The organism is Streptomyces sp. NPDC048504 (genome assembly GCF_043200035.1).
In the GTDB taxonomy this organism is placed as follows: Bacteria; Actinomycetota; Actinomycetes; order Streptomycetales; family Streptomycetaceae; genus Streptomyces.
Genome location: NZ_JBICXA010000008.1, coordinates 397,739 through 416,982 on the forward strand (window position 1 = coordinate 397,739; position 19,244 = coordinate 416,982).

Here is a 19,244-nt window from a genome sequence, read left to right on the forward strand (position 1 = left end):
CTCGGTGCTGTTCAGGTCGCGCAGTGGGCGCGGGCCATGCCCGGGGCGGCTGGTTTCTGTGGTGAACGGGTGGCGGCCAAGGCGGTTGGTGTGCGGGTTCTTGGGCGGGGAGAGGCGAACTCCGGCCCGTCGGTACCGGGTTCACCGCGACTCCGCCATGACCGGGCCGACGGTGGCCGCTGAGGTCCGGGGGCAGGGCAGGGGGCAGGGCAGGGGCAGAACCGGCGCGAGGTCGGGCCGCTTGTCCATGTCCAGGCGGCAGGACCCATGTGGGTTGATGTTCGACGAGGACAGCACGGTCGAGCCGCGCCCGTCCCCTTCCGAGGGCTTCTTCGTCCAGGCCGGTCCGGAGAGCGCCTGTTTAAGCACCGGCGTGTTGACGTGCGCGAGCGCGGACGGGAGCAAGTGCGGGGCGAGCACCGCCGGATATCGCGGTGGCGTCCCATGTCGGCTGCGCGCCCGCGGTGATGCCGGCCGCGCGGCTTGCCCGCACGCACAGCCCAACGGTGCATGCCCAGTTGCCCGTTGGTGATCGGGTTTCCTGGTGAGTCGATAGCCGCGCTCCACCGGAGGACGTGTCGACGACCCTGTTTGCCGAGCCGTCGCTGCGGCCTCGACCCGAGTCGTCGGCAGTGTCTCTGACTTGGACACCCAAGCCCTGTGGGCCGCGCCGCGATGGTGCGGCGCGGGCCCTTTCTCACCTGACGGGGCGTCACGCGAGTATTTCCGTCCAGGGTATTGCGGCCGTCAAGAGTTATCGCTAACACTATGGCTCGCGTCACCGACACGTTAACGTCCCATGTCGGAGAATGGCACAAGAACCCCACGCTGGGGCCACCTTGGCGCGTCTTGTCCCGCGTCACTCCATTGCTGCGTCGTCTGTCGTCAAGGTCCTACGGAGTTCAAAATTGTGAGCGCTAACATTTCTGGGCGGAGCGTAGCCGACATCGAGAGCGCCGCTGACTCACTGGCGACCACCGCGATTCCCCGCGCTGCTTCTCCTGTCGTGGGGCCTCCACCCCGCCGCCGTCTGCGGCAGACCCTGGAGGCGTACGCGCTGCTCACTCCCAGCCTGGTCGGCTTCGTACTGTTCCTGGTCGCGCCGATCGTCGGTGTGGTGGTGATCAGCTTCTTCGACTGGAACCTGATGGGGTCGCCGCGCTTCGTCGGGCTGGCCAACTACCGCGAGATGGCGGGCGACAGCGAGGTCTGGCGCTCGGTGCGGAACACGTTGTACTACGTCGTCCTCAACATCCCCGCCCAGACCGTGCTGGCTCTCCTGCTGGCGCTCGCCATGAACCGCAGGCTGCGTGGCGGCAAGGTGATCCGGGTGCTGTTCGTCCTCCCCTGGATGGCGATGCCGGTGGCCCTGGGCATCATCTGGAACTGGGCCTTCGACCCGGAGCACGGCGCGGTCAACCAGTTCCTGTCCCTGCTGGGCATCAGCGGCCCGGAGTGGCTGTCGTCCACCACCTGGGCGATGCCGGTGCTCGCCTCCATCAACGTCTGGCAGTACACGGGCTACACGATGCTCTTCCTGCTGGCCGGTCTCCAGGCGATCCCCGAATCGCTCTACGAGGCCGCCGACATCGACGGGGTGACGGGCCTTCAGCGGTTCTTCAGGATCACCCTGCCGCTGCTGCGGCCCTCGATGCTCTTCGTCCTGGTCACCAACGTCATCGGCTCGTTCCAGATGTTCGACACCGTCTACGTCATGACCCAGGGCGGCCCGAACGGTTCCACGGACACCATGAACTTCCACATCTACCAGCAGGCGTTCCAGCTCTTCCGCACCGGCTACGCCTCCGCGCTCGCGATGCTGCTGTTCGCCCTGATCCTGCTGGTCACAGCAGCGCAGTTCCTGTACTTCCGCAAGCGCACCGTCTACGACTTCAGCTGAGGGCGGCTCCACCATGCGTACGCACCGCACCATCACCACCGCCTTCGGACGCACCGGTCTCTACGTGGTCCTGATCGCTGGGGCCCTGTTGTCCGTCGCGCCCTACCTGATGACGCTCAACGCCGCGTTCAAGCGGCCCCAGGACCTGCTGACCACGAACGCCTGGGCCCCGGCCCACCCGGCCACCTTCGGCAACTTCGCCGCCGTGTGGAACCAGTACGGAATGTCGTCGTTCCTGGCACACACCCTGTTCGTCACGGTCGCCGTCACCGTGGGTCAGGTGGTCTTCAGTGCCATGGGCGCGTACGCCTTCGCCCGGCTGGAGTTCCCGGGCCGGGACCTGCTGTTCTGGGGCTACATCGCCACCATGATGGTGCCGCAGATGATCACGCTCGTGCCGCTCTTCCTGATGATGCGGGAGCTGGGCCTGGTCGACACCTTCGCCGGCCTGATCCTCCCCACCGTCTTCGGCACCCCGTACGGGATCTTCCTGGTCCGGCAGCACTTCCGCACCATCCCGAAGGACCTGGAGGCCGCCGCCCGCATCGACGGGGCAGGCACCTGGACGATCCTCGTGAAGATCATGCTGCCGCTGAGCAAGCCGATCCTGGCCACGCTCGCCACCATCACCTTCATCAACACCTGGAACAACCTGATCTGGCCGCTGATCATCACCAACAGCGACCGCACCAAGGTCATCACCGTCGGCATCTCCGCCCTCCAGGGCCAGCACGTCTCCGACCTGCCGCACATCGTGCTGGCGGGCGCCGCGCTCGCGCTGCTGCCGCTGATCGCCGTCTTCCTGATGTTCCAGCGCCACATCGTCCGGTCGATCGCCCTGACAGGGCTGAAGTAACCGCCCTCACGGGGCTGAAGCAGCCGGCCACCCAAGACCCCACGAGTACCCCGCCCCCGTAGAACCGCAGCACCTCACAGAAGAGGACCTTCACCATGTCCGCACGCTCCCGAAGAGTCCTGGCGACCGCCGCCACGGGCGCCCTCCTGGCCAGCCTCACCGCCGCTTGCGGTTCCTCCGGCTCCGACTCCGCGGGTGGCAAGGTCACCCTGCGGTACGGGATCTGGGACGCCGTCCAGAAGCCGGCCCTGCAGAAGTCCGTCGACGCCTTCGAGAAGGCGCACCCGAACATCACGGTCAAGATCGAGCTCAACGCCTGGGCCCAGTACTGGAGCAAGCTGCAGACCCAGATGGCCGGCCGCACCGCGCCCGACGTCTTCTGGGACCACGTGGGGTATTTCCCGCAGTTCGCGAAGCAGGGCGTGCTCGCCGACCTGAGCCCCTACATCAAGGCCGACAAGGTCGACCTGTCGGTGTACGACCCCAAGCTCACCGCCGGCTGGAAGCAGGGCGACAAGCAGTACGGCCTGCCCAAGGACTGGGACACCATCGAGCAGGTCTACAACAAGACCATGCTGAAGACCGCCGGCCTCACCCAGGACGACCTGTCCGGCCTCACCTGGAATCCCGACGACGGCGGGACCTTCGTCAAGGCGCTGCAGAAGCTCACCGTCGACAAGAACGGCAAGCACCCGAACGAGTCCGGCTTCGACAGCAAGAACGTCAAGCAGTACGGGCTCGCGCTGGCCTCGCCCAACGGCCAGACCGACTGGTGGGACTTCGCCACCCAGAACGGCTGCAAGCTCCAGGACAAGGCCTGGGGCAAGTGGACCATCAACCAGCCGTCCTGTGTCGAGGCCATCCAGTTCGTCCAGGACCTGCGGCTGAAGTACCACGTGGCGGTGCCGGCCTCGGTCACCAACACCCCCAACGGCGCCGCCCTGCCCGCGGTGCTCGCCCGTAAGCAGGCCGCCGTGGTGTGGGACGGGAGTTGGGACCTCAGCGCCTACCAGACCTCGCTGAAGGGCAACTTCGGCGTCGCGCTGCTGCCCGGCGGGCCGGCCGGACAGGGCACTGTGTACAACGGTCTGAGCAACGCCCTGTACGCGGGGAGCAAGCACCCCAAGGAGGCCTGGGAACTGGTCAAGTGGCTCGGCTCGGAGGAGTCCGAGAAGATCATCACCGCTGCCGGTACGGTGTGGCCGTCGATCCCGACTCTGAACAAGGACTTCGTGGCGTACTGGCAGAAGCAGGGCGTGGACGTCAGCGCCTTCTCCAAGGGGGCCGAGGGCACGACGATCGGCTACCCGCTGACCACCTCGTCGGCCACATACAACGTGAAGGTGCTCGATCCCTTCAATCAGGTCTGGCTCGGCCAGCAGACCCCGAAGAAGGCCGCGGACACGGTGAACACCGAGTCCAACGCCGCCATCACCGACTAGCCGACAGCGACAAGGAGCCGTCACCGCCATGCAGGAAGCGACGCCCGCCCCCCGGTCCGACGGGGGACCGCAGGCTCCGAAGGCCGTCAGCATCTTTGACGTCGCCAAGGAAGCGGGCGTGTCCCACCAGACCGTCTCCCGGGTCGTCAACAGCCACCCCAAGGTCAAGGAGTCGACCCGCACCCGGGTCCTGGAGGTGATCGCCGAACTGGGCTACACCCCCAACCGGATGGCTCGCGCCCTGGCCGGCGGGGCGGTACGGTCGGTGACCGTCCTGACCTCCGACACCTCCCTGTACGGCGCCTCGGCGACCCTGAAGGGGATCGAAGAGGCGGCCAGGGCGGCCGACTTCACGGTCGGGATCAGCGTGCTCGACTCCGGCTCGGCCCAGCGGCCCGCCGATGTCGCGGCCCGCGTCAGCCGGCCGGGGGAGGCGGTGCTGGTGATCGCCTTCGACGCCCCGGGCGTCCGGGCGTGGCAGGCGCTGCCGGCCGAGTTCCCGGCCGCGGCGGTGGTGGAGCGGCCCGAGGACGGCAGCCCCGGCGACCGGCCCCAGGTCTGGCTCGACGACCGGGCGGCCGCCGCTCAGGCCACCCGCTATCTCCTCGGTCTCGGCCACGAGAGCGTGCGCTACGTCTCGATCCCCTCCTCGACCACCCGCATCGGGCAGCGCGCCGAAGGCTGGCGCGACGCGCTGCGGGCGGCGGGCAAACCGCTCCCGGAACCGCTGGACGGCGGCTGGAGTCCACGCTCCGGCTACCTCGCCGCCCGCTCGCTGCTGGCCGACCCGTCGGTGACGGCCGTGCTGTGCGGCAACGACGACCTGGCGCTCGGCGTACTGCGGGCCGCCAGGGAGGCCGGCCGGGACGTGCCGGGCGACCTGAGCGTGGTGGGCTTCGACGACGCACCCCAGTCGGCGTACGTCCATCCCGCGCTGACCACGGTCCGGCTCGACTTCGAGGGCCTGGGCCGCGGCTGCTTCGGGATGCTCCACCGGCTCCTCGAACCCGAGACCGCGCCGGCGCTGCCGCTGTGGGGCGAGCCGGAGCTGATCGTCCGGGAGAGCAGCGGTCCGGCGCCTTCCCGGCGGGCCCGTACGTGACCACCTGATCCACGGCTCGCCGGTTCACCGCCGGCGAGCCGAGCCGCTCGAAACTCGAAACAGGCACTCACGTTCGCGGGGGATGTGAGCGTTCACACCCGTCCCCACCTTGCCCTCCCGCAGTGCAGCGGGGGGAGAAAGCCAGGTACCCATGTCCACCCGCACAAGACGGACCGGACGCGCCCTCACCGGCGCGCTGCTCGCGACGGCCGCCCTGGTCGTCGGATCGCTCGCCGTGCCATCCACGGCCTCGGCGGCCACCCAGACCTTCACCGCCGACCTCGGCACCACCACCGGCGACGTACTGCACGGCGCGAACGGCTCGCTGTACGGCCTCAGCGACGACGGCGTCCCGGGCGACAACCTGCTGGCCCCGCTCAAGCTGACCACCGTCTCCCAGAAGCCCCCGGGCGGCGCGCAGCACCCCAACGGCGACATCCTCAAAGTCGCCGCCTCCTACAAACGCAACGGCGGCGGCAAGCTCTTCTGCAACATCCAGGACATGTACTCGGACTGGCCGTACCAGAACCTGGGCATCGCCGACTACCTGACCCAGGTCGACACCGTCGTCAACGCCATCAAGGCCAGCTCCTACGCCTCCGACGTCGTCTTCGTCCCGTTCAACGAGCCGGACGGCATCTGGTACAGCGGTCTCAACTCCTCGGACACCTCCACCTACCAGACCGCCCGCGACAAGTTCCTCGCCGACTGGACGACCGTCTACAACCGCATCAAGGCGGACTACCCGGCGGCGGTCATCGGCGGCCCCAACACGGCCTCGTACAACTCCACGTTCCTGGGCGACTTCCTGACCTACACCAAGGCCAACTCCGAGCTGCCGGACTGGATGACCTGGCACGAGCTCAACCCCGGCTCGCTCGCCGACTACCAGGGCCACTACACCACCTACCGGGCCCTGGAGACCGCCCGCGGCATCAGCGCCCGCCCTATCAACATCGACGAGTACGCCGACCGGCGTGACCTGTCGGTGCCGGGCCAGATGGTGCAGTGGGCCTCGATGCTGGAGAACACCAAGTCCTATGGCGAGCAGGCCTATTGGGACATCGCGGGCAACCTCGACGGCAACACCGTGCACACCAACGTGCCCAACAGCACCTGGTGGTTCTGGCGTTGGTACGCGGGCCTGACCGGCAAGACCGTCAAGGTCACCCCGCCGTCGGCCAACACCACCGATACCCTGCAGGGCATGGCGTCCCTGGACACCACCCGCAAGCAGGCCCAGGTCATCGTCGGCGGCTCCGCCTCGGACACCAACGTCGTGCTGAACAACATCCCCAGCGCGACCTTCGGCAGCAAGGTCGAGGTCACCGTCCAGGCCCTCAACTGGAGCGGATACGAAGGTGCTTCGGCCGCGCCGGTGACCATATCCCGCGCCGCGTACACTCCTTCCAGCGGCAGCGTCACCGTGCCGCTGACGGGCCTGAACGCCATGTCGGCCTACCGCGTCACCGTCACCCCGAACGGCGGCGGCACCGCCACCGCGCCCACCGTGCCGTGGAGCGCGTCCTACGAGGCTGAGAACGCCACCATCACGGACGCCACCGTCGTCACCCAGGGCACGGTGTCCAACTACAACGCCTACGCCACCTCGGGCACGAAGGACGTCGGCTACATCAGCGCCGCCGACAGCAAGGTCGCCTTCTCGGTCTCGGTCCCCAGCGCGGGCACGTACAACCTCGCCATCTTCTACGGCAACCAGCACGGCACGCCGTCCCAGCAGGTGCTGACCGTCGACGGCGCGAACCCGCAGTTCGTGAACTACCCGTCCACGCTCAACTGGCAGTACCGCAGCACCGTGACCGTGCCCGTCACTCTGAGCGCAGGCAGTCACACCATCGCGCTCGCCGTCTCCAACTCCACCCTGGGCACCGCGAGCGGTGAGGTCACCCTCGACAAGATCGACCTGACCGCCGCGCAGAGCACCCCGCAGACCGTGTACGACGCCGCGTTCGCCGACACCAGCGGCAGCGCCACGTACGCGTACGGCAGCATCGGTGAGACCGGCACCGGCACGGTGGCGCTCACCAGCGGCGGCAGCACGATCTTCGACGCCTACGCGGCCACCGACGGCTACTACACCGTCAGCACCGACTACACATCGGCGGGCGGCTCCACGGCGCTCGCCCTCAACGGCACCACCGTCGCCACCTACGGGTCGTCCGGCGGATCGGCGACCACCTCCAGCACCAAGCTCTACCTGACCGCCGGCATCAACCGGGTCAAGATCTCGCCCAACAGCGGCGCCACCACCGTGCTGAGCGACCTCAAGGTCACCGGCGCAGGCTCCACCACAGGCGTCACCACCTACCAGGCGGAGAACGCCACCCTGGCGGGCGCCGCGGTGACGCAGACCGACAGCTGGGCGTCCGGTGGCAAGAACGTCGGCTACATCGGCAACACCTCGGCGAACACCCTCACCTTCGGCAGCGTCAGCGCAGCCGCCGCGGGCCGCTACACCGTCGTGGTCCACTACGCCAACAACGACCGCGCAGGCACGGGCAATTACAACACCAACGTCGAATCCCGCACCGCCGACCTGTCGGTGAACGGCGGCACCGCCACCACGCTCACCTTCCGCAACTCCTACAGCTGGAGCGACTACTGGACGCTCCCGACCACAGTCACCCTCACGGCGGGCACCAACACCCTGAAGCTGTCCAACTCCTCCGCCTGGGCACCCAACATCGACTACATCGAGGTGGCACCGGTGATCGGCTGACAACTCACCGGCTTCCCGAGGGCCGCCGCCGCGTCAGCCCGGCGCGGCGGCGGCCCGCCCCTGCCCGTACCGCATCGCCCCAGCCCGAAAGGCCCGCCCCCATGCCTCCGTACATCGCCCACGACCCCGAGCGCCGGCTGTGGGTCCTGTCCGGACCGACCTCCTCCTACGTCCTGCACCTCGACGACGAGGACCGGCTGCGGGGCCTGCACTGGGGCCCGAGGCTCACCACCGAACAGGCCGCCTCACTCCTTGAACGGCCGCTGCCCCGGCGGCAGTTCGAGGACCCGACCGACGGCACCCTGGCGCTGGACGCCGCCGGAGGCATGCGATACGGCCACGCCGCCGTCCAGGTCCGCTTCGCCGACGGCGTACGCGACCTGGAGCTGAACTGGACCGGCGAGTCCCGCACTGACCACGAACTGGTCCTGACCTTCGCGGACCGGCACTATCCGCTGACGGTCGAGGCACACTTCCGGGTCCACGCCGACACCGATGTCATGGAGCGGCACCTGGTGCTCCGGCACACGGGAACCGAGGCCGCCGACGGTCCCATCACGGTCGTACGGGCCGACTCCGCGACCTGGACCGTCCCCCTCCTGGACGGCTACCGGCTCAGCCAGGTGCACGGACAGTGGGGCGCCGAGACCCAGCTCACCCGCACCGAACTGCCGTACGGCGAGACCGTGTTGAGCAGCCGTCGAGGCACGACCAGCCATCACGCCAACCCCTGGGTCATGCTCGACGACGGCACCGCCACCGAGGAGCACGGCAGCGTCCACTCCTGCGCGCTGGCCTGGAGCGGCAGTTGGCAGCTCACCGTGCAGCGGCTGCCCACTGAACGGGTCGCCGTCTCCGCCGGTTCCGGCCACGCCCCCATCACCTCGCAGTTGTCGCCCGGCGCCGAACTGCGCACCCCGGTCAGCGCCGCCGCGTACACCGAGGGGGGCTTCGGCGGTGCCAGCCGCGCCTGGCACCGCTATCTGCTCGACCATGTGCTGCCGCACCCGCGGGAGTTGAGGCCGGTGCTCTACAACTCGTGGGAGGCCACCGAGTTCGACGTCAGTGTCGAGGGCCAGAGCGCGCTGGCCGAACGGTCCGCCGCGCTCGGCGTCGAGCTGTTCGTCATGGACGACGGCTGGTTCGGCTCCCGTACACACGACGCGGCCGGGCTGGGCGACTGGACCCCCAACCCCGAACGCTTCCCCGATGGACTCACTCCCCTGATCGACCGGGTCCACGAGCTGGGCATGCGCTTCGGACTGTGGGTCGAGCCCGAAATGGTCAACCCCGACAGCGACTTGTACCGCGCCCACCCCGACTGGGTCCTGCACCACCCCACCCGCCGCCGCACCGAGCACCGCAACCAGCTCGTCCTCAATCTCGCCCGCACCGACGTCGCCTCCTGGATGTACGACCGGCTCGACGAGCTACTGACCAAGGACGACATCGACTTCCTCAAGTGGGACTTCAACCGCCCTTTCACCGAAGCCGGTTGGCCCGACGCCGAGAGCGATCCCGAGGCCCTGTGGACCGAGCACGTCCACCACCTCTACGCCGTCATCGACCGGCTGCGCGGAGCCCACCCGCACCTGCGCATCGAGTCCTGCAGCAGCGGCGGCGCCCGGCTCGACCCCGGCATCCTCGCCCGCACCGACCAGGTGTGGACCTCCGACAACACCGACGCGCTGGACCGCCTGGACATCCAGCACGGCTTCTCCCAGCTCTACCCCGCCCGTGTCATGGGCGCCTGGGTCACCGACAGCCCCAACCCCTACACCGGCCGCGGGCTCCCTCTCGACTTCCGCTTCCACGTCGCCATGGCCGGTGTCCTGGGCATCGGCGGCGACCTCACTCGCTGGAGCGACGCCGAACTCGCCCGCGCCGCCGAGTTGGTGGCCGCGTACAAGCGCGTCCGGCCGTTGATCCAGCACGGCTTGCAGTACCGGCTCCGGGCCCCGGGAGACGGCGAACTCAGCGCCGTCCAGTACCTCGCCTCCGACGGCACCGAAGCCGCCGTCCTGGTCACCCGCCGCGCCCGCCGCTACGGCCACGCCGACCCCGCTCTGCCGCTGCGCGCCCTCGCCCCGGACGCCCGCTACCGCGACGCCGACACCGGGGCGCTGCACCACGGCGCCGTCCTGCTCAGCCACGGCCTGCCACTGCCGCTGGCCGCGCAGGACAACGCCAGCGCCCTGATCCACCTGGTGCGGGAGGACTGACAGAACCCAGGCCGGCCCGGGTCCCGCGTCGACGGTCACACCTCCAGGAGATCCCGGGCTTGCACCGGGAGACCCGTCTCGAAGGACTCGTTCGCGGCCAGTGCGGTGACCAGGGACCGGGCCCCGTCGGTCGCGCCCGCCGCCCGGCCGAGCGGGTCGGGACCGCCGGTGCGCGGACCGCCGAACAGGTCCTCCAACATGCGGACATCACCCCCGCCGTGGCCGCCCTCGCCCGTCGCGACCTTCACTTCGGCCGGCTGCTCCCAGAAGCGGCGCAACAGCAGCTGCGTACGTCCGGCGTCGTCGCCGACCGCCGTCCCGTGCATGACCGCGCTCGCGCCGTCCGTCCGTGCCTGGGGACGGGTCCAGGTGGACTCCTCGACGAGCAGTTCGAGGCGTCCGGCGCTGCCGTTGAAGGCGATCCGGTAGCCCTCCCAGGGGGCGTACGCGGTGAGGTGGTAGGTGAGGGTGGCGCCGGAGGCGTAGCGCACCAGCACCGCCATGTCGTCCTCGATCGTCACTCCCGGGCCGAAGACGTTCTGGTCGCGGTGGTAGCCGTCCTCGGCCTCCGCGTCGAGGTAGAGCGCGCTGAGCACGGGCGAGTCCGCCAAGCGTACGGCGAAGGGGTCGCCCTCGGCGGCGGGGGAGCCGTGGGCGCGGGCGTATTCGCGGGCGAGGCCGCGGCGCCGGCCGGCCTCGTCGCCGTAGAAGAACAGGCCGCCCTGTGCGTAGACCGTCTCCGGGGCTGTGCCGAGCCACCAGTTGACCAGGTCGAAGTGGTGGCTGGCCTTGTGCACCATCAGGCCGCCGGAGTTGGCCTTGTCGCGGTGCCAGCGGCGGAAGTAGTCGGCGCCGTGGCGCAGGTCGAGCAGCCACTCGAAGTGCACCGAGCCGATCTCGCCGATCGCGCCGGACGCGAGGGTCTCCTTGACGGCGGCGTGCACCGGGTTGTAGCGGTAGTTGAACGCGACCCGCACGTCGCGGCCGGTGCGGCGTTGGGCGTCCAGGATGCGGCGGGCGCGGGGTGCGTCCGTGGTCATCGGCTTCTCGGTGACCACGTCGCAGCCCGCCTCCAGCGCCCGCACGATGTAGTGGTCGTGGGTGCGGTCCACGCTGCACACCACCACGAGGTCGACGCGTTCGCGGCGCAGCATCTCCTCGAAGTCCTCGGCCGCGTAGGCGGGTAGGTCCGCCCCGATCCACTGACTGTGGACGGCCATGCGGTGGGCGTTGACATCGCAGAAGCCGACCAGCTCGACCCGGTCCGCGTAGGGACCGGACAGCGCCTGGGTGAAGAGCTGGGCGCGGGCGCCGAGCCCCACCACGGCGCAGCGGCGACGGCGTGCGGTGTCGAGGGTCATACGTTCTCCGTTCGGCGGGGTTCCGGGGTGTGGGGTGCGGGTTCGGGCGCGGCGGGCGGGTCGCCGTGGTCGGGTACCGGCAGCCTGGCTCCGGCCTGCTGTGCGGACCGGTGAGCGATGATGCCCGGCAGGGTGTAGCGGGCGGCGACCCAGACGTTGACCGGCGGCAGGGTGCCGGTGTTGACGGCTGTCACGAAGTCGTCGACGAGGAAGTGGTGGCTGCCCTCGTGGCCGTTGTGGACGTGGTTGAACTCCTCGGGCAGTCGGGCGCGGTCGTGCACCGGTGCCGTACCGGAGACGAAGGCGTCCCGCAGAGCGGGCGCTATGTGCTCCAGCGACGGGTCGTCGGTGGGGAGGGAGCGGACGGGGCGCAGATATTCGCTGACGTCCTCGACGCCCTCCTTGTTCTGCCACACGCTGTACGTCGCGAGCTGCTCGAAGCTGCCCTCGGTGCCGAAGAAACGGAACCTGGACTCGCGCTTGCGGGAGGGGTATCCGACCCGGCGGAACTCGTTGACACGGAACGATCCGCCGCCCGCGACCTCGAACAGGGCGGTGGCGTTCGAGAAGTCGTTGCCGAACTGGCTGACATCCTTGTCGAAGACGCCGTCGTCGCGGTCGTCGGTGACACCGATCGCCGAGACGCTCACCGCGTGGGTGCTCCAGGCGCCGAGCACCCCGCCGATCGAGTGGGTCGGGTAGAGCAGCGGGGGATAGCTGGCGGTGGACTTCCAGTTCTCGCCGCCGCTGTACTGGTACGCCTCGTAGAAGCCGAGGTCCATGTCGTGGACGTAGTCGCCCTCGGCGTAGAACAGCCGCCCGAAGCCGCCGTCGGCGATCCGTTGGCGGGCGTAGACGGTCGCGGGGTTGTAGTGGCTGGTCTCGCCCATCATGTACGTCAGCCCGGTGTCCCGTACCGCCTCGACGATCGCGGCGATCTCCTCCTCGGCGACCGCCATCGGCACCGCCGAGTACACGTGCTTCCCGGCGCGCAGTGCCTGGACGACGAGCGGGCCGTGGGTCCAGCGCTGGGTGAAGATCGCCACCGCGTCGACGGACGGGGACGCCAGCATGGCTTCGTAGGAGGGGAGGGTGCCCGCCAGTCCTTCTTCGGTGGCGACGCGCTCGGCGCGTTCGGGGAGCAGATCGGTGATGTGGACCTCGCTGACTCCCGGATGAAGGTGGAACAGCTTGGCGAACTGACCGGCGAACTGCCCGGCGCCGACGATGCCAAGAGTGAACGGCATGGGGGAACGGCCCTTTCGGATGGGGTCACTTGGGGGCGTACGGGTGGTCACAGCGGCAGCGGCCGCCAGAGGTCGGTGGCGGTCGCCGCGAGGGCCAGCGGTCCGAGGACGATGAACAGCAGGACCGGGGACATGGTCAGCAGGACGGTGACGGCGACCGCGGAACCGGCCAACAGCACGGGTACGAGCGGCTGTTCCGGTACGGAGCGGAACGCGGCGACGAGGACGGCCCGCCAGGGCATCCCCTCCCGCCAACCGGCGGCGCAGCGCAGGCCCAACGCCGCGAGGACCGCGGTCGCCACGGTGAAGGCCGCTCCCAGCCCGGGGCCGTGGGCGTCGAGTGCGACGGCGTCCAGCCACAGTAGGGCCACCACGCCGACCGGGACCAACACGACGGCACGCCCCGAGCGCAGCACCCGGCGCAGCGCGGCGAGCAGGTTCGCCGGGGTCACCCCGGGGCCGCCGTGGGCCTGTTCGCGCAGCACCGTGCAGCCGGCCACCAGCGCCGGGTAGGCGGTGACCACCGGGAGCGAGCAGAGCAGCAGGAACACCCCGAGCAGCAGGCAGTCCGCGAAGAGATGGAAGCGGGAACCACGCATCACGGCGCGCCTAGCCCTTCAGCCCGGAGGTCTGGACGCCCTCGACCAGCAGGCGCTGGAAGGCGAGGAAGAACAGCAGCACCGGCAGCAGGGCGATGACGGACATCGCGAACATCGGGCCGTAGGCGGAGCTGTCGGTCTGGTCGACGAAGAGCCGCAGGCCGAGTTGGAGCGTGTACATCTTCGGGTCGGTGAGGTAGATCAGCTGGGAGAAGAAGTCGTTCCAGGCGGAGATGAACGAGAAGATCGTCGTGGTGACGAGGGCCGGCTTGAGCAGCGGCAGGATGATGTACCAGAAGGTGCGGTAGGGGCCGCAGCCGTCGAGTACGGCCGCCTCGTCGAGTTCGCGTGGCAGCGAGCGGATGAACTGGACGATGAGGAAGACGAAGAACGCCTCGGTGGCCAGGAACTTCGGTATGACGAGCGGCAGATACGTCCCGAGGAAGCCGAGCTTCTGGTAGATGACGTACTGCGGGATGAGCATGACGTGCATCGGCAGCATCAGCGTGGCGATCATCACGGAGAAGTAGAGCCCGCGGGCACGGAACCGGAGCCGGGCGAAGGCGTAGGCGGCGAGCGAGCAGGAGATCACGTTCCCGGCCACGGCGAGGCAGGCGAGCAGCAGCGAGTTGCCGAACAGCCGCCACAGCGTCAACCCGCTGATCCCGTCGGCCGCCTGGGAGTAGTTGCCCGGCGTGAAGATCTTGGGGACGGGGCTGAGGTTCGAGAGGATCTCGGTACCCGACTTGAACGACGCGGTGAACAGCCACAACAGCGGGTAGAGCAGCACCAGTCCGATCGCCACGCAGATCACGTGCCAGGCCACCGAGCGCCCGGGTATGCGGGGGCGGCTGCGGATCAGGGTCGTCACGCTCGTCATCACGCATCGTCCTGTCCGTAGAAGACCCACAGCCGGGCGCTGCGGAAGGCGGCGTAGGTGACCACCGCGATGACGATCAGCAGCAGCCAGGCCATCGCCGCGGCGTACCCCATGTGGAAGTTGGTGAACGCCTGTTGGTACAGGTAGAGCGAGTAGAACAGCGTCGAGTTCGACGGTCCTCCGGTGCCACCGCTGATCACGAACGCGGAGGTGAACGACTGGAAGGAGTGGATGATCTCCATGACCAGGTTGAAGAAGAGCACCGGTGACAGCATCGGCAGGGTGATGGAGAAGAACGTCCGCATCCGGCCCGCGCCGTCGAGGGCCGCCGACTCGTACAGCTCCTTCGGAATCTGTTTGAGCCCGGCCAGGAAGATCACCATGGGTGCGCCGAACTGCCAGACCGTCAGCAGCACCAGCGGGTACATGGCGTAGTCCGGGTTGTCCGTGAGGCCGCCGACGTGCCAGCCGAAGAAGGATGTTGTGCGGTCGGTGAGCCCGCCGGTGGCGAACAGCGACCGCCACACCAGCGCGACGCTGACGCTCGCGCCGAGCAGCGAGGGCGCGTAGAACGCCGCGCGGTACAGGCCGACTCCGGGGCGGGCGCGGTTCAGCAGCAGGGCGACGCCGAGTGCCGCCGCGAGCTTGAGCGGGCCGCCGATGAGGACGAACTTCAGGGTGACCTTGGCCGAGGTGAGGAACTTGTCGTCCTCGAACATGTAGCGGTAATTGGCCAGGCCCACCCAGTGCGGCCTGGAGAACAGGTTGTAGTCGGTGAACGACAGATACAGCGAGATGAGCATCGGGCCGAGCGTCAGCACGACTGCGCCGATCAGCCACGGGGCCAGGAAGACGTGTCCCGCCACAGCGTGGGATCGGCGGCGCCTGGACGGCGGCTCTACAGCGGAAGTGCCACCACTCGGGCGGGGCATGGGGCGGGGCGGCGCGGTCGCCTGGGCCATCGGGGTCCACTCCTCCACGGTGAGGCTGGATGTCGGCGGTAACGATTGCACGCGACCCTGCCATCGACAAGAGGTGTGTCGGAACTATGTCTTGCCTGCTGATCCGGTCGATCGCATTGACTGAAGTGTTCCGGCGGGCGTACGTTCCCCGCCAGTTGGAAACAGAGTGGCAACGTTTGCAGTCACATTTCCCGCACCGTCGAGCGAAGGGCCGCGATGTCCGCAGCACGCCGTCCCCCGACCCCATCCACCTCACCGGGACTGACTCGCCGTCGGCTCATCGCCTCGCTCGGCGCGCTCCCGCTGGCCGGTGCCGCCGCCGGGTGCGGCACGAGCGACGCGTCCACCGACGGCAAAGTGACGATCGACTTCCAGTGGTGGGGCTCCGCGGACCGGAACCTGGCCACCGAGAAGGCGATCAAGCTCTTCGAACAGCGCCACCCGCACATCAAGGTGACGACGTCGTTCGCCGGTTACTCCGCCTACCTCCAGCGGCTCGCCACCCAGGTCGCGGCCGGCAGCGGCCCCGACGTCCTGCAGATGGACTTCGGCTACCTGCGTGCCTACGCCGACCGCAACGTGCTCTCGAAGCTCACCGACTCCGTGTTCTCCACGATCTCCCTGAAGCGCATACCCGCCATCTACGCCCGCACCGGCCTCGTCGACGGCACGTTGTACGGGCTGCCGACCGGCATCGCCACCCAAGCCCTGCTGATCGACGCCAAGTTGTGGACCAAGGCCGGGGTCGGCGTCCCCAAACCGGGCTGGACCTGGGACGACCTGCTGAACGACATCGGCCCCGCGCTGAAGAAGGCGCTACCGGACAGGGCGCCGCTGACCGACTTCAGCGGCCACATCGAGATCTTCCAGATCTGGCTCGTCCAGCACGGCAAACCGCTCTACAAGAACGACGGTTCCCTCGGCTTCACGAAGGCCGACCTCGTCCAGTTCTGGGAGTACATGGGCCGGCTGCGGGACAAGGGCGTCTTCACCTCCCCGAGCCTCACCGCCTCCTACGCCAGCGGCTCGACCGCCGACTCGCCGCTGATCCGGAAGCTGTCGACCGGCGAGTTCTCCATCACGTCCAGCGCCTCGTCGTACTTCGAGACGTACGGCGCGGTGCAGCCCATCGCCTTCCCCACCCAGACGGCCACCTCCCCGATCGGGATGACGGGCGGCGCCTCGCAGGCGCTCTGCGTCCAGCGCAAGTGCGCGCACAAGGCGGAAGCAGCGCTGCTGATCGACTTCCTGCTGAACGATCCGGACGCGGCGAAGATCCTCGGCCAAGTGCGAGGGCTGCCCTCCAACACCCAGAACCTCGCCGCCCTCGCCCCGACTCTGACCGGCGGCGACAAGGCCGTCTACCAGTTCCTCACGTCGATCCAGAGCAAGCTCTCGCCCTCGCCGGCCCCGCCACCGTCCGGCAGCGACGAGGACAAACTCGACTTCACCAGCGTCTACCAGGACATCATCTTCGGTAAGAAGAGCCTCAAGTCGGCCGCCTCCGACATGTGGGACAAGTTCCACACCTCCGTCCCCGGAGGATGAGCCGGTGATCATCAGCGAGTTGAGGGTCACCCCCATCGCCTTCCGCGACCCTCCGCTGCTCAACGCCGATGGGGTGCACGAGCCGCACGTCCTGCGCGCGGTCATCGAACTCGTCACCGGCGGCCGCGGCGGCGAGGTGACCGGCCTCGGCGAATGCACCGGCCACGCCTGGCAGTTGGACTGGCTGGAGCTGGTCGGCACCAGGATTCGGGGCATGAGCGCCTACGACACCGGGGCGCTGGCCCGGCTGGTGAGCCAACTGCTGGCCGGCCGGGCGGACGGCCTCGACTACGGGCCGGACGCCAACTGGCGGCGCTGGTCCGGCCGTACGCCCGGATCACGGGGCCCTGCGCCGATACCCGCGCCCGCCTTCGACGTGATGCGCGTGTACTCGGCGATCGAGGTCGCCTGTCTGGACGCGCAGGGCAGAAGGGCCGGGGTGCCGGTCGTGGACCTGCTGGGCGGCAGAGTGCGGGACGAGGTGCCCTACGCGGGCTACCTCTTCTACAAGTGGGGCGGTCACCCGGGCTCGGGCGACGACGAGTGGGGCGCGGCCCTTGACCCGGACAGCATCGTCGCCCAGGCCGAGCGCATGGTGGACCACTACGGCTTCCGCTCGCTGAAGCTCAAGGGCGGGGTCTTCCCGCCGGACGAGGAGATCGCGGCGGTCCGCGCACTGCGGGCCGCGTTCCCCGGCCTCCCGCTCCGTATCGACCCCAACGCCGCTTGGACCCTCACCACCGCGCTGGCGGCGGTCCGTGAACTGGAGGGCGTCGTCGAATACCTGGAGGATCCGGTGGCCGGGGTCGACGGCATGGCGGCCGTCGCCGCCGCCACGTCGATCCCGCTCGCCACCAACATGTGCGTGACCTCCCTGAAGGATGTACATCCGGCGCTGGCACGGGACGCCGTACGGATCGTGCTGGGCGACCACCACATCTGGGGCGGCCTGCGGACGTCCGTCGCGTTGGGGGACGTGTGCCGGGCGGTCGGCTGGGGGCTGTCCATGCACTCCAACTCCCACCTGGGGATCAGCCTCGCCGCGATGACCCACGCGGCGGCGGCCACCCCGGCCCTGGGCCACGCCTGTGACACCCACTATCCGTGGAACGCGGCGGAGGATGTCGTGCTGCCGGGCGCGCTGTCGTTCCTGGACGGTTCGGTGCGGATTCCCGACGGCCCCGGGCTCGGGGTACAGCTCGATCGCGCGGTACTGGACCGGCTGCACGCCACGTATCTCTCCCTGAGGCGCGAGCACCGTGACGACAAGGCCTATCGGCGCAGCGTGACGCCATGACCTCGACCGGACAGATTCGCTCAGCGCCGCTCGATCGCGGCCGTCGACCCCCGCACCACCAGGTGCGTCGGCAGCACCCGCTGCTGAGGCTCCGCCCCCTCCTTGGCGGGCGTCCCCAGGATGCGGAACAGCAGGTCGACCGCAGCCCGCGCGGCATGCGCCTTGGGCACCGAGACCGTCGTCAGCGGGGGAGCGGCCATACCCGACAGGGCGATGTCGTCGCAGCCGACCACGCTCATCTCGTCCGGCACCCGCACCCCGCGCGCGGTGAAGCGGCTGATCAGCCCGAACGCGACGATGTCGTTGAAGGCCACCACCGCGCTCGCCCCGCTGGCCAGGACCACGTCCGCAGCCCCGGTGATCCCGCCGTCGAAGTGCGGGGCCACACTTCCCACGTGGATGATCTCGACCTTGCCGGACTCCTCCACCGCCTTGATCCCGGCCGCCCGCTCCTGCGCCGTCCAGGTGGAGCGCGGGCCACCCACGTAGGCGATCCGGCGGTGGCCGAGCGCGTGCAGATGGGTCAGGGCGTCGGTCATCCCCTCCACCATGTCCGCGGTGACACTCGCGAAGCCGGGCTCCCTGCGGTGCAGCAACACGATCGGCTTCATGGTGACCTGGTCCAGCGCGGCCAGTTCCTCGCTGCTCAGGTGGGGGGCGCACAGCACGATGCCGTCGACCTCCGGGCCCAGCGTGCGGATCGCGTCCAGCTCCAGGCCCTCGTCCCGCTCGGAGTCGCTGACGAACACCGCGTGGCCCAGGCCCCGGGCACGGGCCTGCACACCCTTGCAGATGTCCGCGAAGAACGGGTTGAGCAGATCCGGGACGATCACCCCCAGGTGGCCCGTACGACCGGTGATCAGGCCCCGTGCCGCACGGTTGGGCTGGTAGCCGAGCCGGTCGGCTGCGGCCCGTACCCGCTCGCGCGTGCTCTCGCTCACTGTTCCGTCGGGCGACAGCGCCCGGGACACGGTGGACGGGGAGACCCCGGCCGTCCTCGCCACATCTCGAATCGTCACCTGCACGTGCCGAGGTTGACACCCCAGCTCACGGGCGTCAATCAAGATCGCCCATCCCATGGCCCCAAG

15 protein-coding genes are annotated in these 19,244 nt (G+C 69.3%); 8 read left to right on the forward strand and 7 right to left on the reverse strand.

The features are described 5' to 3' along the window. Positions 1–141: 141 nt before the first annotated feature. Positions 142–420: a hypothetical protein gene (locus ACGFY9_RS22470; RefSeq protein WP_393756622.1), complete on the reverse strand. Its 279-nt coding sequence runs from the start codon at positions 418–420 to the stop codon at positions 142–144. 586 nt (positions 421–1,006) lie between these two features. Between ACGFY9_RS22470 and ACGFY9_RS22475 the strand changes: the two genes are divergently transcribed. The 6 genes from ACGFY9_RS22475 (at position 1,007) to ACGFY9_RS22500 (ending at position 10,262) form a co-directional block, all read left to right on the forward strand. Further along, positions 1,007–1,900 carry a carbohydrate ABC transporter permease gene (locus ACGFY9_RS22475; RefSeq protein ID WP_393756624.1) on the forward strand — a complete coding sequence of 298 codons (894 nt, stop codon included), beginning with the start codon at positions 1,007–1,009 and terminating at the stop codon, positions 1,898–1,900. 13 nt (positions 1,901–1,913) lie between these two features. After that, positions 1,914–2,756 (forward strand): carbohydrate ABC transporter permease, encoded by an 843-nt coding sequence (locus ACGFY9_RS22480; protein ID WP_393756626.1) that lies wholly within the window; start codon positions 1,914–1,916, stop codon positions 2,754–2,756. 95 nt (positions 2,757–2,851) lie between these two features. Then, complete coding sequence (locus tag ACGFY9_RS22485) at positions 2,852–4,198, forward strand: ABC transporter substrate-binding protein (protein ID WP_393756628.1); 1,347 nt, start codon at positions 2,852–2,854, stop codon at positions 4,196–4,198. A gap of 28 nt (positions 4,199–4,226) precedes the next feature. Next, positions 4,227–5,300 carry a LacI family DNA-binding transcriptional regulator gene (locus ACGFY9_RS22490; protein ID WP_393756630.1) on the forward strand — a complete coding sequence of 358 codons (1,074 nt, stop codon included), beginning with the start codon at positions 4,227–4,229 and terminating at the stop codon, positions 5,298–5,300. 151 nt (positions 5,301–5,451) lie between these two features. After that, positions 5,452–8,040: a CBM35 domain-containing protein gene (locus ACGFY9_RS22495; protein ID WP_393756632.1), complete on the forward strand. Its 2,589-nt coding sequence runs from the start codon at positions 5,452–5,454 to the stop codon at positions 8,038–8,040. Between the two features lie 101 nt (positions 8,041–8,141). Continuing rightward, positions 8,142–10,262: an alpha-galactosidase gene (locus tag ACGFY9_RS22500; RefSeq protein WP_393756634.1), complete on the forward strand. Its 2,121-nt coding sequence runs from the start codon at positions 8,142–8,144 to the stop codon at positions 10,260–10,262. Between the two features lie 35 nt (positions 10,263–10,297). Here the strand turns inward: ACGFY9_RS22500 and ACGFY9_RS22505 are convergent, their stop codons facing one another. Genes ACGFY9_RS22505 through ACGFY9_RS22525 form a run of 5 tightly spaced genes read right to left on the reverse strand, consistent with a single transcriptional unit; the run spans position 10,298 to position 15,311 of the window. After that, complete coding sequence (locus ACGFY9_RS22505) at positions 10,298–11,623, reverse strand: Gfo/Idh/MocA family protein (protein WP_393756636.1); 1,326 nt, start codon at positions 11,621–11,623, stop codon at positions 10,298–10,300. After that, positions 11,620–12,870, reverse strand: coding sequence for a Gfo/Idh/MocA family protein (locus ACGFY9_RS22510; protein ID WP_393756638.1), 1,251 nt, complete (start codon positions 12,868–12,870; stop codon positions 11,620–11,622). The genes ACGFY9_RS22505 and ACGFY9_RS22510 overlap by 4 nt, the downstream gene beginning before the upstream one ends. 47 nt (positions 12,871–12,917) lie before the next feature. Beyond that, a complete protein-coding gene (locus ACGFY9_RS22515; protein WP_393756640.1) occupies positions 12,918–13,469 on the reverse strand; it encodes a hypothetical protein in 552 nt (183 codons plus the stop codon). Positions 13,470–13,479: 10 nt separating this feature from the next. After that, complete coding sequence (locus ACGFY9_RS22520) at positions 13,480–14,349, reverse strand: carbohydrate ABC transporter permease (RefSeq protein WP_393756642.1); 870 nt, start codon at positions 14,347–14,349, stop codon at positions 13,480–13,482. Next, the gene (locus ACGFY9_RS22525; protein ID WP_393756644.1) at positions 14,349–15,311 is read right to left on the reverse strand and encodes a carbohydrate ABC transporter permease; all 963 of its coding nucleotides are present in this window, start codon (positions 15,309–15,311) and stop codon (positions 14,349–14,351) included. The genes ACGFY9_RS22520 and ACGFY9_RS22525 overlap by 1 nt, the downstream gene beginning before the upstream one ends. 216 nt (positions 15,312–15,527) lie before the next feature. On the opposite strand from ACGFY9_RS22525, the gene ACGFY9_RS22530 reads away from it, so the two are divergent. Both ACGFY9_RS22530 and ACGFY9_RS22535 read left to right on the forward strand, forming a co-directional pair. After that, positions 15,528–16,859, forward strand: a complete 1,332-nt coding sequence (locus tag ACGFY9_RS22530; protein WP_393756646.1) for an ABC transporter substrate-binding protein — start codon at positions 15,528–15,530, stop codon at positions 16,857–16,859. Positions 16,860–16,863: 4 nt separating this feature from the next. Continuing rightward, positions 16,864–18,156, forward strand: coding sequence for an enolase C-terminal domain-like protein (locus ACGFY9_RS22535; protein WP_393756648.1), 1,293 nt, complete (start codon positions 16,864–16,866; stop codon positions 18,154–18,156). A 20-nt stretch (positions 18,157–18,176) separates the two neighbouring features. Here ACGFY9_RS22535 and ACGFY9_RS22540 read toward each other — a convergent pair whose 3' ends face one another. Further along, positions 18,177–19,235, reverse strand: coding sequence for a LacI family DNA-binding transcriptional regulator (locus tag ACGFY9_RS22540; RefSeq protein WP_393756650.1), 1,059 nt, complete (start codon positions 19,233–19,235; stop codon positions 18,177–18,179). Positions 19,236–19,244 lie beyond the last annotated feature (9 nt).